We start from the raw sequence: 13799 nt of genomic DNA on the forward strand, positions 1-13799 counted from the left end.
TTGGGAGGAGTATCAAAGGCAATTCTTAACGGAGTCTGAAGGTGACCTTCAGATTGTCTTAAGACGGGACGGGCAGGGTGGCGCCGGTCGGTTCGACGAAACCGGATCCAGGCTGTGCGAATGAGTCGGCAGCCGCCACTGAGCTTCACGAGGCCCCGTATGACCCGAGATTCAGCAGTACACCGGTATGGAAAACTCTCGATCACCTTGCACTGGCTGATGCTGGCGTTGTTCGTCGGTGTCTATGGCTGCATCGAGATCAAAGGACTGCTGCCCCGTGGGCATGCCTTGAGGGGCCTGTTTCTGGGGCTGCACGGCGTATTCGGGTTGAGCATTTTTGTGCTGGTCTGGGTTCGCTTGCTCGGGCGCTTCTCGCCCCGGCCACCGATTACCCCGGCCCCGCCCACCTGGCAGACGGGCGTCTCGCACCTCATGCACCTGGCGCTGTATGGGCTGATGATTGCTACGCCGCTATTGGCCTGGTTGATGCTGGCCGCCGGGGGCAAGCCGATGCCGTATTTCGGCTTTTTCTTGCCGGCGCCGGTTGCGGTTGATCCCGATCTGGCCAAGCAACTCAAGCATTGGCATGAATTGCTCGGCAGCACCGGTTATTGGTTGATTGGTTTGCACGCAGCGGCGGGGTTGTTCCATCACTATTGGGTTCGCGATAACACGCTCACGCGCATGCTTCCGGGGCGCTCTGGTGTGGGCGTCAAAGAGCGTCAGCGATAATCCGGAATTGGGTGCTGGCCAAGCGTTCGCCATTTACCAGAATGTGCACCGCGTGCTGGCCGGCATAGTGCCTGCGGGTGGTCAGTTCCTTGATGTGCTGACTGCGGCTGATGGCTTCGCTGGCATTGTCGGACAGCGTGAGGGCCTTAAGTTTGAACACCTTTGCCGAGGTGCTGCCGTTGGCTTTGACATAATCGATAGCGTAATCGATCACCAATCGCTGACGGTCCGGGACCGTGGACTTCACTCTGAAAGACAGGGTGATTTTCTCTCCCAGGCGAATCACCGCCGGTTCGACTTTCACGTCAATGATTTCAACCTCGGGCGTGCCGCCCGCGCCAATGATTGCCAGCGCCCGCTTGTTACCCTGTTTGATCAAACTGCGCAGAGCGTGTCTGGCGATCCACGCCGTATGCTTGTTGTCCAGCGCCCAACCCTCGATCAGCGCCAGCACCCACTCGGGATGATCCTTGGTGATGTCGTTGAGGTGGTTGGCCACGGATTTGCGCACGTAGAGGCTGTCGTCGGCCTTGAGGTTGTCGAGGATCGCAGCCGCCAGTGTCGGGTTGGCCTGGACCTGTTCCAGGCGGAACGACCAGGGCAGGCGTGGTCGGCTGCCTTCGCTGGCCAGGCGCCGGACGTGTTCGTTTTCATCCCGCGACCAGTCGTGCATCAGCGCCAACGAGCGCTCGATATCGCTGCGCAAAAAATGCCGGATGGCGAACTCCGATGAGCCGAAGGCTGTGAAATATTTGAGCGCATTCATCGACAGATCGAACGTATGAGCGCCGTAGGTCGCGACGTAATGCGGCAAAAACATGCTGACGAAGGCGCTGTTCAGGCGCGGGGCGAGGGCGCGCAGAACGTCCAGGGACTCTTCATAACCGAGTGGCAATACCGCGTGCAGGCATTCGCTGACGCGGGCCATGCGTTGCATGACTGACAACTCCGCCAGGCCGGTTTTGGCCAATTTCAGGAAGGCCTTGGCATCGAACCCGGGATAGACCGCAGTCATCTCGGTGGCGATGTGTGCGAGGCGTTCGGCGTTGAAGATTTCCTTCAGGGCGGGGGAGGTTTGGTCTGCCATTATGGGTTCCTTGCCAAGTGATCGTTCCCACGCTCTGCGTGGGAATGCATCCCGTGACGCTCTGCGTCACATTTCAGGAGTGGACGCAGGGCGTCCATGGTGGCGTTCCCACGCAGAGCGTGGGAACGATCCGGTTCAAACCTTACCCGCTTCCTCCTCCAACTGATCCGACTCAAACAGTTTTGCCAATTCCGCCCGCGCTTCCTGAGCGGTCTGCATCACCTTGGCCGCATCGTCATACACCGCATGCTGGGCTTCCAGCACCTGTTCATCGTGATGGGTAAAACGCTTGATCCGCGCATCCGCCTGGGCCTGGGTCAACCCTAGTCCAACCAGGGTGCGTCGGGTCATTTCCAGGCTGGAGTAATAGGTTTCCCGCACCGCCTGAGCCCCGACATCCACCAACCGGTGCACATGCTGACGGTTACGGGCGCGGGCGATGATTTTGATGTGCGGATAGAGCTTGTGCACCACCTCGGCCGTCTTGATGTTGGTCTCGGGATCATCGGTGGCAATTACAAAGAACTCCGCTTGCTCGACCTTGGCGGCGCTGAGGATTTCCGGGCGCATCGGGTCGCCGTAGAACACTGGCACACCGCCGAAGCTGCGGGACAGTTCGATGGTTTCCACCGATGTGTCGAGGGCGACGAACTTGATATTTTGCGCCCGCAGAATCCGCGCCACGATCTGCCCCATTCGGCCCATGCCGGCGATCACCACGCGTGGTGCATCGGTGTCGATTTCGCGGAATTTATCCGGCACTTCCACCGGTTGAACTTTCGGCTTGACCAGTCGTGCGCACGCCAGCAGCAACAGCGGTGTCAGCGCCATTGACAGGGTGATGGTCAGCACCAGCAAGTCGTACAGGCGCGGCTCGAACAAGCCCTGATCCCGGCCGATCTTGAACACCACAAAGGCAAACTCACCACCGGCCGCCAACACGATACCCAAACGAATCGCATTGACCTTGCCCAAACCTCCCGCCAATCGACCGACCACAAACAGCAGCGGCAACTTGATCGCGATCAGCAGCACGGTCAGCCCCAGCACCGCGACTGGCGCGCTCAACAGCAAACTCAAATTGGCGCCCATGCCGACACTGATGAAAAACAGCCCCAGCAGCAGCCCCTTGAACGGCTCGATCTGCGCTTCCAGTTCGTGGCGGTATTCGGAATCCGCCAGCAGCAAACCGGCGAGAAACGCGCCGAGTGCCATGGACACGCCGACCAGGTTCATCAGCCACGCTGTACCAATCACCACCAGCAACGCGGTGGCGGTGGACACCTCCGGCAGGCCGGTCTTGGCCACCACGCGAAAAACCGGTCGCAGCAAATACCGCCCGCCAATCACCACCACCGCGATACTGCCCAATACCCGCAAACCATGGTTCAAATCTTCGGCGGCACTGCTGGTGTGATCGCCGCCGGAAAGCAGTGGCACCATCGCGATCAGCGGGATCGCGGCGATGTCCTGGAACAGCAAAATCGCGAACGCCAACCGCCCATGAGGGCTGGTCAGCTCCTTGCGCTCGGCCAGGCTTTGCAAACCAAATGCGGTTGACGACAACGCCAGGCCCAGGCCCAACACGATGGCGCTGTTCAGGGATTGGCCGAACACGAACAACGCCAACACACCGATCACCGAACCGGTCAGCAACACCTGCGCCAGGCCCACGCCGAACACCGATTTGCGCATCACCCACAAACGTCGCGGCGACAACTCAAGGCCGATGATAAACAGCAGCAACACCACCCCGAGTTCGGAAATGTGGCTGACGCTTTGCGGGTTGCCGATCAAGCCCAGCACCGACGGCCCGATGATCACCCCGGCAAACAGATAGCCGAGCACCGCCCCCAATTGCAGGCGCTTGGCCAAGGGCACGGTGAGCACTGCCGCGAATAAAAAGACGACAGCGGCTTGCAACAGGTTGCCTTCGTGGGGCATGGGGAAACTCCTGGGACTCGGTACGGCGGGGCGATGAGGATAAAGGCTGCGACAAGACGCGTCAGCCATGAACGTACAATGTTGTTGGCTGACATACCGTTATCACGCCGGTGCCATTTCAAGCCGCTTGAAACAATTGGCCACGGCGAGCTGATTGATATTGGCCACCGTTCGAGTAAAACGCACAGGGTGTTTGATTGACTGGATGTCAGGAGCTACTCGTTGGAAAAGAAACCCCTCTACCGCAAGATCAACACTCGTACCAGGGGTGTTCGGCTGAATGATTACTCGGGTGAGTACCGGCATCAGCGCCATACCAAAGCCGAAATCCACAATGAGTCGTCACGCGGTTCGATGCACGGAACCCGCCGCCACGGCCTGGATTACACACCGTTGTTCCGATTCCTGCTGTCCCGTGTTGGAGGACAGTGGGATGAGGTTTTCAGCGAAGCGGTGGCTCGCCTCGATCGAACCGAACCGGTGTTCTGGATGGTTGCGCTTCATGAAAGCGAAAGGCAGGAGCAGGTGCGACTGGGGGAGTCGAGCTATTTCAGTGGCTTGTATGTCGATGATCAGGGGAGTCTGCGGGTCGTCAATCCTGAGCTGACGGCTGAGCAAATGACGCCTTACTGCCATTGCTGCACTCATACCTTCAACGGCATTCCTTTCGGTCAAAGCAAAGACTGAGCGTGTCATTCGACCTGGCTGTGACTCAACGTCTGCTCGCCCAACTGCCGGAGACAGATCGAAACGGTTGCCAACAACCTGTATTTCTGGGAAAACGGCGCCCATGAAGCCTGTTCGGGCAAGCGCACACTAGAGTGAATGTAATGAATGATGAATTGCAGGTAATCGACCTTGAAGTGGGCGACGGCAAAACCGCTGTCAAAGGCGCGCTGATCACCACTCAATATCGGGGGTGGCTGGAAGACGGCACTGAATTCGATTCTTCCTACAGCCGGGGTAAACCTTTTCAGTGCGTGATTGGCACGGGGCGGGTGATCAAGGGCTGGGATCAGGGAATCATGGGCATGCAGGTTGGCGGTAAACGCAAGCTGCTGGTGCCGGCGCATCTGGCTTATGGCGAGCGGACGATGGGCGCGATTACACCGAACTCGAACCTGATTTTCGAGATTGAATTGCTGGAAGTGCTGACGCGGGATGATTGATTTGTTGGGTGTGGGCTGAAATGGCGAACCCCACCATCTCTGTTAGAAGAAATGGTGGGGTTTTTATGTGTTGGGAGGGTGATTTCTGGTTTTGATTTAGCGAGTCAGGTGAACATTTCAATATCGTCGAGCGTGTCAGCAACTGTGGCTTCAAGTGCAGGGAATTTTCCTTTTACGGAATCAAGGGCGGGCATCACGGCTTGCATTTCAAGCTCACCGAATCTGCGGGCTACATGGCCGAGTGCGGTGATTGCTGCCGCAGCCACAGACTGAGTACCATTCTCGAGATGTTTCAGGCAAATGGTCTGAGCCCAGGCACTGTCTTGCTCATTTAATCCGATGGAAATCAGCGCGGTGACAATGTTCCTTTCTAAGCCGCTATCAAAGAGACTGATTGCTTCGTCATGGCTAATCGACGGATCGTGGTAGATAAGACTCACTGTTTAGCTCCCAGGATGTTTCCCTTGTTGTCGGCTTTTTTTGCCTTGATCAATACATTTTTCATATCTTGATGGAGTTTATTCCATGCTCTGACATGTCCGTGGTAGTCGTCCCCTCCCGTGTGATCAAAGACGACAAACTCGTTGGTTTTGGGATCAATACCAATCCTGCGTTCCGATGTAGGTTTTACCTGTACCGAATTATCCAAAGCTTCCTGGCCATTCACGGGACCCTTACTTTTAACTGGTGTATCCGTCTTTACCATGGTACCTGGCAGCATCGAATCGCAGGGAAAAGACAATGTAAAGAGGCTTGATGCCGGAGTCAGCCGGAAAAACAAGGATGAAGTCCTTGTATTTAGGCGGGTAGATCGGGTTAACAATGATGCTGTCAGCCGCTGGTGTAGGCGGATAAATCCAGATTTGCGGAGCTTGTGGAGCTCCTTCTAGCGGCGGGATTCCCGAAGTGCTCGACGGATCTACGGCTGGTGTCCATATCAGCGTTACCCCGTTACCAAAGTCAGCCACTTGCTGAGAGCCTTGAGCTACGAACTGCACGACAGGAATCATTTCCCAGTCGCTGCGCTTTTGAGTGTTGTATCCGTATGCCTTCAAGGTGCCATTGGCCTGTTGTTCAATATGCAGGCGAACTCGGGTGCGACCTTCTTTGAGTGATTTGAGCTGTTCTTCCGAATACAGGGAACTGTCCCCGAGCGTCGATGGCCAGAGCAACGCAACGATTCCCGCCAAAGCGCCAGCAACAACACCAGTCGTCACTACCCCCGCACCGCTTGCAGCCGCCCCGGAGCCAACAGCTCCTACGCCACCTAAAATCAGTGTTCCGAATGAGCGAGGTAATGCGCTACCACTGATTTTTTTGAGAGGTATGTTTCCTGCTTCATCCCTTTCACGGCCACCTAATAGCGGCTTTCACCGAAGCGACGGTGATTGCGGTGGTGGGGCTGGCGGTGAATATCGTCAGTGCGTTTCTGCTGGCGGGCAAACAACGGCATCACGGCCATGATCATCATGATCACGGCCATGGCCACACTCATCATCACGACAACAACCTGCGTTCAGCGTATCTCCATGTGCTGGCCGATGCGTTGACCTCGGTGCTGGCTATCGTGGCATTGTTGGCCGGGCGCTACCTGGGCTGGGTCTGGCTGGACCCGGTGATGGGGATCGTCGGTGCCATCGTGATCGCGAGATGGGCTTATGGCTTGATGCGCGACAGCGCCGCGGTGTTGCTGGATACCACCGATGAACACGTCGCCGCCGAAATTCGTGAGCTGCTCGAATCAACGGACGATATTCGCATCAGTGACCTTCACGTCTGGCAGGTTGGCCCTCAGGCGCGGGCGGCGATTGTCAGCGTCGTGGCCGTGGCGGGTATTAGTGCCGATGCCATTCGCGAACGTCTGGCGCCGGTTCATGAGTTGTCTCACCTGACGGTCGAATATCGCAACGCTTGAGGTGTGTGCACGAGGATTTCGTACAGAACCTGGTTTGCAGCGTTTAAAAACGAGGGGGCGTGAAGCCCCCTCGGCTATTGCTCATCGATACTCGACTGCGCCGATTGAGAATTTTGACAAGTTTGATTGGTAGCTCTTGACTCGGGGCCGCCAGTTGGGTCCTAGCCATGTAGCGATTACCGTCTGTAGCGCGGCATTGTGGACGTGTTTATTTTGTTGCCAGTAAACGATCTGAGTTGCCCCAGTGACGGTTTCTTCAAACTTTTCCTGACAGTACGCCATGATCTTGACCCTCGTTCATTCCATAGAAAGTATTGCTTTGGTCTTGCTCGCTTCGTTCACAATCGGGTGTTTTGTTCATCGCAGTCCTCCTTGGTCGGCTGTTGAAAAACTCCGTTTTAGTGCAATACCTGGCGGCTGATTACGCCGAGTAATACCGGCAGGTTTGAATCCTGTGCATCAAAATGAATATCGACTTCACCCGAGCTGCCGCCGGCATCTGCGGGAAGTGGAACGGTGGCCGTCGCCTGAAGGTGGAACGGCCCGATGCGTGTCACCGAATTGGCCAGGTCTTGTACCTTGGCCAGGTTACTGACCCTCAATGTCAGGTGCGGACGAAAGCCAATCACGGCATGGCTGGGCAGCAGGCCAATGGCTCCGTTTTCACTGAAAAAATCGGCGGTATTGGGCGGTGCGATGTAACGGCTACCGTCAAAAAAATCGGCGTCAAACCAGGCCGCAGGGCTGAGAGCGAAGCTACCGAATTGTTCAAGGGACAGGCTCATAGTGACTGAGGTGTTGCTGAGGTTTGCAAGACTGCTCATTGCCGTGTGCATGGGATTGGCTTGGCTTAAACCGATAAAGGACGGTAAGTCGGCGGTGGTCAGTAGCTGAGCTTCCGAGGTGCTGTTCGGTGCTGAGGGCAGGACGATGTCCACGGCGTTGAGCAATGCGGTGGGAGCGCTGCTGCGCAGGGCCGACAACCCGCTGCCGCGCCAGCTGGGCAAGGTCTGGGCCCACTGTTCAAGGGTGAATCCGGGGCAACGGGAAGCGGTCGCGTTGGCAGTGCTGACCACCATGTTGAGTGCCGTGGATTCCTGAAGTGAGGCCTGCCAACACTGATTGAGCGCCTTGATAATCTGCGGTGCCCGGTTGATGAAGGTACTTGTCATGGATTGATGGACCGCTGCCAGGTCGGCGGTACTCGGTGTGTTGCTGGCAGGGCACAAGCCGTTCTGCGCAATAGCCGTCTGAGGGTTCAGCGTGGCCAGCAGCAGTTGCCGGTAGTGTTCGAAGTTGACCTCCGGGTGCGGCGCGCTGACGTTCGCCTGCAAAAGCACCGGGACGGGCGCAACGTCTTGCAGGAGGTAACTGAGGTAAATCCAGTAAGACGAAAACAGGCCACTGTGGGGGGCATAGCTGCCGGTGGGCGAGGGAATGCCATTGCCCAGTTGATAAATACTCCAGTTACAGAGCCCGGTATCCGAGCTGCCAAGGTCACTGAATGTATCTATGGCCGCGACCGACAATACGTCGCTGCCTGTCACGTGCGCCCAGTTGGAAAGAGCCTGCCTGTACAACTGCCATATCGATGAATCGCTCTGCACGATATGTTCTCCTTGTTTTGGCTGCGATCCAGGAGCTGGTGCCCTTCGCGTGTTCAGGCAAAGGGCAACCAGCGAGGGGCTAGACGCCGAGTTTTTGGCTAATCACCCCCAGTAGTACTGGCAGCGTGCTGCTAATCGGGCCGATGGTCACGGACGCAGTGGCATCGTCGTACTTGATGTCTTGCTTGGTACCGTTGGCCGAACCTTTGAGGGAGCCGAGGCGGAACGGGCCGATACCGATCGAGGTGGTGGCACTCGCCTGCCAGCTGCTTTTGACGTTGCTGTAATCGCTGGCGCTCATTTTTAGCGTTACCGTTGGTTCAAAACCCACCACCACCTGGGTGGCGATGGCTGACAACGCACCACCTTCACCGAAGAACGCAGGGGCTCCAGGTTTAAGTTTTTTGCTGTTTATCGCTACCAGGGCACTGTCCCACCACGGCCCGGGACTGACCAGAAAGCTGCCGAAGCCGGTGAAATCGACTTGTAAGGAGAAGTCGCTGCTGGTGGTGTCGATGCTGGTTTTCTGGCCGCTGGCTGAGCCGCCCAGGGAAAAGTTGAAGAAGTCACCGAACAGGCTGGCGTTGGCCGAAGTGCTCCAGCCGGACTTATCCAGGCTGTAGCTGGCGGTGCTGGAGGTAATGGCGATCGTGGCGCCGGCGTTGGTCTTGCCTGCAACACTGGCCGCTTGCCATTCGGCATATTTGGTGCCGAATGCCTGGAGGGTATAGGAAGGTGCCAGGGTAGACACCAAGGCGGTCGTTGGCGGTGGCGTGGTGCCTCCAATCACGACTGGCTGACTCCCGGGCGGAGAGACCGTGCCAGAGGTTACCGCCATGTTGAAGGCGTTGGGTCCCATCAGGCTCTGGGCACCGTTGATGCCGACTTTCGTCCGAGCCGACTGAAGGACGCTGTAGCCCGGTCCATACATCTGAATCATCAATTCTTCGTAGGTGTTGGCGGCACCGATCAGGGCGTTATTCGCAGCTGGATAGGACTGGTAGCCTTGCCCTACCCAATCCTGGAATGCAGGGATGTTAGGGAAAATGTTTTTGGCGTTGGTGTAGGCGGTAAAGGCTTGTGCCTGCACGTTGTTGAAAGTTGTCTGAGCGGTATTGAGGTTGGTGGTCGCGACAGAGACCTGGCTGGCCAGATTCGGATTGAGCGCAGCACCCGGATCAATCCAGTCCAGAAAGGTCGCATAAGCGGACAGCAAGCCGCTGCCAGCCGAGTAGGATGGACTGTCGGCCGGCACCACATCACCCAGGCCATGGATGTAGTAGTTCTGGATGTTCGGGTCGCTATTACCCAGATCAATGTTAAGGGTGGTAGAACCTGCACTGAACTGTTGCTTATCACTAATGCCGCCCGGCAGTGCTACTGCCTGAACTGCTCCCATCCATTTTTGCCACAGATCCAAAGTATCAATATTAGCCATTTCGTATTGCTCCAAATCGGTTGGAAAACCGAGCATCGCGGTCAGTACCGCGACCTCCTGAGACGATCAGTGCAGTGATGTGTGCATCGCTCGTCTGAAACAGAGACTATCTTTCGTTCGCAGGTGTGAACCTGTACGTAATGCTGATTCGAAGCCTCAAAAACACTGATTCTCTATAGGCATTAATACCGACCCCATCAGCTCTAAAGCCATCCTTCGCGCAGGGCATAGCGGGTCAGTTGTGCGATGCCCTTGAGGTTGAGCTTGCTCATGATGTGTTCGCGGTGGGTGCTCACGGTTTTACAGCTGATGTGTATGGCGTCGGCAATCGCCCGGGTGGTGAGCCCCTCCACCAACAGTTGCAAAATCTGCCGTTCCCGTGGACTGAGCCGTGCACCCGCGGGGGTGGAGTGTTGTGCGTTGCTCAGGCGCTGGCTCAGCACCATTGCCGTGGCGATCTCCGGTGAGAGGTAGCTGCGTCCCTGAGCTACCGTACGCACGGCTTTAACCAACTCATCTACGGCACAATCCTTGAGCAGATAACCTGAGGCGCCTGCGTCCAGGGCCGCGCTGATCCTGCGTTGTTCGCCGTGGGCCGACACGCATAGAAATTGCAGTGCTGGTGCCCTTTGGCGAGCGCGAGCGATGGTGTCGATGCCGTTCAACAGCGGCATTTCCAGATCGATAATCACCAGGTCCGGAGGTTGCGGGGCTATTAAGGCCAAGGCCTCCAGGCCGTTGGCCGCCTGACCGATAATGTGTAGGTCATGTTCCCTGACCAGTAATGCGGCGAGGCCTTGGCGAAACAGAATATGGTCGTCAACCAGCAAAATCTTCAGCGGTCCTGTGCTCATGAGCGACCCCGCGTCGCGCTATCGAGGTGATGACTGGGAACCAGCAGCCGAACGCAGGTGCCATTGCCTGGCTCGGAGACCAGTATCAGCCGTCCTTCCAACGGCTTGAGCTGTAGCGCAATACTGCGCAAACCGAAGCCGTTCGACTGGCCCTCCGAATGGGGGATGAAGCCATGGCCGTTGTCTTCTACGCACAACGTGAGGTAGTTGCCCAGGCAGGAGGATTTGAGTTTTGCCTGCGTCGCACCGCTGTGTTTGCGTACATTGGCCAGTAGTTCATTGACTAACCGCAGCAGGGTGGCCGTGGTGGCATCTGCAAGCGGTGCTTGCGGGCCATGCAGGTTCAGAACGATGGTCGGGGCATCGGGAAAGTCGGTCTGAACGTCGCGAACCAACCCTCGAAGTGCTTCGTCCAGGGATTGGCGTGGTATCGGTCCTTTCCCCAGGTTGTGCACCACCGAGCGTAGGCTCGTGCTGGCCTCATGGATCAAGGTCTGCAACTCCTGAATCAACTGCTTTAGCGCAGCAGCAGATGTTTGTTGTTGCAGCTCGGCCAGGCGCAATTGGGCAAGCGCCAAGTGTTGTCCGGCATGGTCATGCAGATCAGAGGCTATACGCAGGCGTTCGCATTCGATGGCCCAGAGGCAGGCACATTTGTTCTGGCGTGACATTCCTTGTCTCCATTTACGAGGTTCACGTTCGGGCAGGCTGCTCGAGCGCTTTTCAGTTGTGGCATTTTGCCGGTACATGATTGGAGGCAGATCGCAAGGCCGGCAATACCACCGATGGCGTAGTTGGCTATCAGGATGTTGAAGGTCTGACCAGGTGTTGCTCCAGGCAATAGCGCACCAGTTGCGCGATGCTGCCGATGCCCAGTTTTCGATACAGGTTCTCCCGGTGTTTACGCACGGTCAGATCACTGAGACTCAGCCGTTGGGCAATTTCTTTACTGGTGCGTCCGCATGCGATATGCCACGCGATTTCGCGTTCACGCCGGGACAGCGGGGAAGGGAGATGGGGTTGGTCAGTCCGGGAACCATCAGTGATTGGAGTGATGGCTCGGTCGACGAAAATAATATTCTACGGCGAGGACGCAGAGTTGCGCCGAATGGGTCAGGCCCTTTTTGGCCATGATGTGGCTGCGATGTTTACGAACTGTCCAAGGGCTGATATGCAGCCGCAGGGAAATGGCCCGGCAATCCAGGCCGTGACTGATTAGTTGCATCACTTCTCGCTCTCGTGGCGTCAGTGGTTCGAAGTTAGCCGGACTCAATCCGAAGTCATGTTCTTACCCGCCGCCCTGAATCCACGTCCATCATCGCTCTCCCTGCAGCAGTGACTTGAGGTGACTGATCCTTTGTAGCCACACAGGATAGTTCAAAACTCTTCGGGTCTTCGATTGGGCGAACTCAGGCAAAGAGCGGAATTCGCCCGTTCAGGGACGGGCGATAGTGCCAGGTCAACCGCTCCAGCGCGGGTTTCATGGCAAGAATTTTCGTCAGCGTGGAGCTGGCGATATGCAGGGCCAGAACCTGTCCCGGACATTGATGACGCCCCGCACCGAAAGTGAAGCTGCGACGGTTCGGGCGATCGAGCAAAAACGCATCGGGATCATCATTAAGCTGCGGATCGCGATTGGCCGAGGCCAGCAGTACCAGGATGACGTCGCCGTGGTTCAGGCTCACACCGTCGATTTCACACGGTGCGGCGACGAAACGGCGGGTGTTTTGCACCGACGGGTCGAAGCGCTGGACTTCGGCGATCAAGTCATCAACTTGAGCCGAATCCAATTGTGTGTTTCGAATTAACGAGGTTGCCGCGAAACGCTGCCGTTCACCCTCGTTCATCCGCATCAACTGACCAAACACTTTTCCGGCTATGCTTTGAGCAATCAATCGGGGCACCGGCTCATGAGACGGCCGGACATGGCAGTCCGGATGCGCCAGCACGGCGGCAACGGCTCGGGCGCTGCTGGCCATCCACAGTTTCAGTCTCTGATGAAAAACCAATCCACCCTCGGCACGCAGTTGCGCGTAGTAAGGGTAGGGATCGGCATGAGTCGCAGCAATGATCGGGTCCATGGGGCGCAGCCTTATTGGTGGTTGGAAAGTGTTGCCACTATCTCCAGCCCGAAAGGGCCTTGATTCGTCCGGGAGCGAAATATGAACGCAGGACAACACGACGTCGGCGTCTCTCAAGTGGCGGCAGCGATTGCCGAGCCGGCCCGGACGAAAATCCTCTGTTCGCTGATGGACGGCCACGCGCGTACTAGCACCGAATTGGCGGCGGTTGCCGAAGTCAGCGCCTCGACTTGACGCCAGCACAACCCGCATCCACCGAGAACCGGCGCCGTGCAATCGCAAGCCCCGTGGCTTAGCGACTGGCCGAGGCCATGAGTACGCCAAAACCGGTGAAGGTCACACCCGAGATTTTTGCCGCCAGCCAGGACCCCTTCGGGCTCGACAACCAGCCTTTGGCGGCATTGGCGAGCAACGCATAGCTGCCATGCACCAGGATCACCAGTGCGGCGTAGGTGGCGACCAGTTTGAAGAACTGGGCGTAGAAGTGCGCCGAGGTGTCGATGAATTGCGGGAACACCGCCAGAAAGAAAAACACCGCCTTGGGGTTCAGAAACTGGATCGAAGCGGCTTCAAGGAAGCGATAGCCAGGGCTTGAAGGGCGCGTTTCAAGCAGCGTACTGAAACGATCCGAGCGCCAGCTTTTGTAGCCCAGGTACAACAGATAGGCGGCCCCTGCGTATTTCAACGCGGTAAAGGCATTCGCCGAGGTGCTGAGTATCAGGCCAACACTGGTGGCGCTGATGGCGGCGACGACAAACGCCCCCGATGCGATCCCCAAAATGCCCGGCACGGCTCCCGTCCAACCGTGGCGTATCGCATTGGATAGGGTCAAGACCACACCAGGCCCCGGGCTCAAAATGGTCAAGGTGGCGAAAAGTACAAAGAGTCCGTAGCTGTTCATGTCGTGCTCCGTCAGGTGGCGCTGGCTGCGTGCTGGCAGAGTGGCGTGACGACGAGAGCGTGACAAACGCT

Annotated in this window: 15 protein-coding genes and 3 pseudogenes; 5 read left to right on the plus strand and 13 right to left on the minus strand. The window is 57.3% G+C overall.

The features are described 5' to 3' along the window. Window positions 1-159: 159 nt before the first annotated feature. On the plus strand, window positions 160-732 hold the full coding sequence (locus tag LOY56_RS11120; protein ID WP_258621750.1) for a cytochrome b: 573 nt from the start codon (window positions 160-162) through the stop codon (window positions 730-732). Here the strand turns inward: LOY56_RS11120 and LOY56_RS11125 are convergent. Next, a complete protein-coding gene (locus tag LOY56_RS11125; RefSeq protein ID WP_258621751.1) occupies window positions 713-1819 on the minus strand; it encodes a DNA alkylation repair protein in 1107 nt (368 codons plus the stop codon). The two genes, LOY56_RS11120 and LOY56_RS11125, sit on opposite strands and share 20 nt — an antisense overlap. Before the next feature lie 135 nt (window positions 1820-1954). Further along, on the minus strand, window positions 1955-3763 hold the full coding sequence (locus LOY56_RS11130; protein WP_258621753.1) for a monovalent cation:proton antiporter-2 (CPA2) family protein: 1809 nt from the start codon (window positions 3761-3763) through the stop codon (window positions 1955-1957). Window positions 3764-3985: 222 nt separating this feature from the next. On the opposite strand from LOY56_RS11130, the gene LOY56_RS11135 reads away from it, so the two are divergent. Together LOY56_RS11135 and LOY56_RS11140 are read left to right on the plus strand one after the other, a co-directional pair. Further along, on the plus strand, window positions 3986-4450 hold the full coding sequence (locus LOY56_RS11135) for a hypothetical protein (protein ID WP_258621755.1): 465 nt from the start codon (window positions 3986-3988) through the stop codon (window positions 4448-4450). Between the two features lie 143 nt (window positions 4451-4593). Then, the gene (locus LOY56_RS11140; RefSeq protein ID WP_258621757.1) at window positions 4594-4932 is read left to right on the plus strand and encodes an FKBP-type peptidyl-prolyl cis-trans isomerase; all 339 of its coding nucleotides are present in this window, start codon (window positions 4594-4596) and stop codon (window positions 4930-4932) included. A 104-nt stretch (window positions 4933-5036) separates the two neighbouring features. On the opposite strand, the gene LOY56_RS11145 is transcribed toward LOY56_RS11140, so the two are convergent. From LOY56_RS11145 to LOY56_RS11155, 3 genes and pseudogenes are all read right to left on the minus strand, one after another. After that, window positions 5037-5372, minus strand: coding sequence for a hypothetical protein (locus LOY56_RS11145; RefSeq protein ID WP_258621759.1), 336 nt, complete (start codon window positions 5370-5372; stop codon window positions 5037-5039). Continuing rightward, window positions 5369-5599 (minus strand): hypothetical protein, encoded by a 231-nt coding sequence (locus tag LOY56_RS11150; RefSeq protein WP_258621761.1) that lies wholly within the window; start codon window positions 5597-5599, stop codon window positions 5369-5371. The genes LOY56_RS11145 and LOY56_RS11150 overlap by 4 nt, the downstream gene beginning before the upstream one ends. Before the next feature lie 58 nt (window positions 5600-5657). Continuing rightward, a pseudogene (locus tag LOY56_RS11155) lies at window positions 5658-6296 on the minus strand (S-type pyocin domain-containing protein); the annotation flags it as partial. A 2-nt stretch (window positions 6297-6298) separates the two neighbouring features. Here LOY56_RS11155 and LOY56_RS11160 point away from each other — a divergent pair. After that, a pseudogene (locus LOY56_RS11160) lies at window positions 6299-6847 on the plus strand (cation diffusion facilitator family transporter); the annotation flags it as partial. A 398-nt stretch (window positions 6848-7245) separates the two neighbouring features. Here the strand turns inward: LOY56_RS11160 and LOY56_RS11165 are convergent. The 7 genes from LOY56_RS11165 to LOY56_RS11190 all read right to left on the minus strand — a co-directional run bounded on the left by LOY56_RS11165 (window position 7246) and on the right by LOY56_RS11190 (window position 12827). Further along, window positions 7246-8454 carry a hypothetical protein gene (locus tag LOY56_RS11165; RefSeq protein ID WP_258621762.1) on the minus strand — a complete coding sequence of 403 codons (1209 nt, stop codon included), beginning with the start codon at window positions 8452-8454 and terminating at the stop codon, window positions 7246-7248. A 79-nt stretch (window positions 8455-8533) separates the two neighbouring features. Beyond that, window positions 8534-9892: a hypothetical protein gene (locus tag LOY56_RS11170; RefSeq protein WP_258621764.1), complete on the minus strand. Its 1359-nt coding sequence runs from the start codon at window positions 9890-9892 to the stop codon at window positions 8534-8536. A gap of 203 nt (window positions 9893-10095) precedes the next feature. Then, window positions 10096-10746 (minus strand): response regulator transcription factor, encoded by a 651-nt coding sequence (locus LOY56_RS11175; RefSeq protein WP_258621766.1) that lies wholly within the window; start codon window positions 10744-10746, stop codon window positions 10096-10098. After that, the gene (locus LOY56_RS11180; RefSeq protein ID WP_258621768.1) at window positions 10743-11417 is read right to left on the minus strand and encodes a sensor histidine kinase; all 675 of its coding nucleotides are present in this window, start codon (window positions 11415-11417) and stop codon (window positions 10743-10745) included. Before LOY56_RS11180 ends, LOY56_RS11175 begins: the two co-directional genes overlap by 4 nt. Before the next feature lie 130 nt (window positions 11418-11547). Next, entirely contained in the window at window positions 11548-11823 is a 276-nt protein-coding gene (locus tag LOY56_RS11185) for a helix-turn-helix transcriptional regulator (protein ID WP_309474886.1), read from the minus strand. Next, a complete protein-coding gene (locus LOY56_RS27010) occupies window positions 11786-12019 on the minus strand; it encodes a response regulator transcription factor (protein WP_408980361.1) in 234 nt (77 codons plus the stop codon). Before LOY56_RS27010 ends, LOY56_RS11185 begins: the two co-directional genes overlap by 38 nt. A gap of 136 nt (window positions 12020-12155) precedes the next feature. Then, on the minus strand, window positions 12156-12827 hold the full coding sequence (locus LOY56_RS11190) for a cytochrome P450 (RefSeq protein ID WP_258621770.1): 672 nt from the start codon (window positions 12825-12827) through the stop codon (window positions 12156-12158). 81 nt (window positions 12828-12908) lie between these two features. Here LOY56_RS11190 and LOY56_RS11195 point away from each other — a divergent pair. Continuing rightward, window positions 12909-13058, plus strand: a pseudogene (locus LOY56_RS11195) (transcriptional regulator); the annotation flags it as partial. A gap of 61 nt (window positions 13059-13119) precedes the next feature. Here LOY56_RS11195 and LOY56_RS11200 read toward each other — a convergent pair. After that, window positions 13120-13728 carry a LysE family translocator gene (locus LOY56_RS11200; protein ID WP_258621772.1) on the minus strand — a complete coding sequence of 203 codons (609 nt, stop codon included), beginning with the start codon at window positions 13726-13728 and terminating at the stop codon, window positions 13120-13122. Between the last annotated feature and the right edge of the window lie 71 nt (window positions 13729-13799).

Source organism: Pseudomonas sp. B21-048 (assembly GCF_024748615.1).
Lineage (GTDB): Bacteria > Pseudomonadota > Gammaproteobacteria > Pseudomonadales > Pseudomonadaceae > Aquipseudomonas.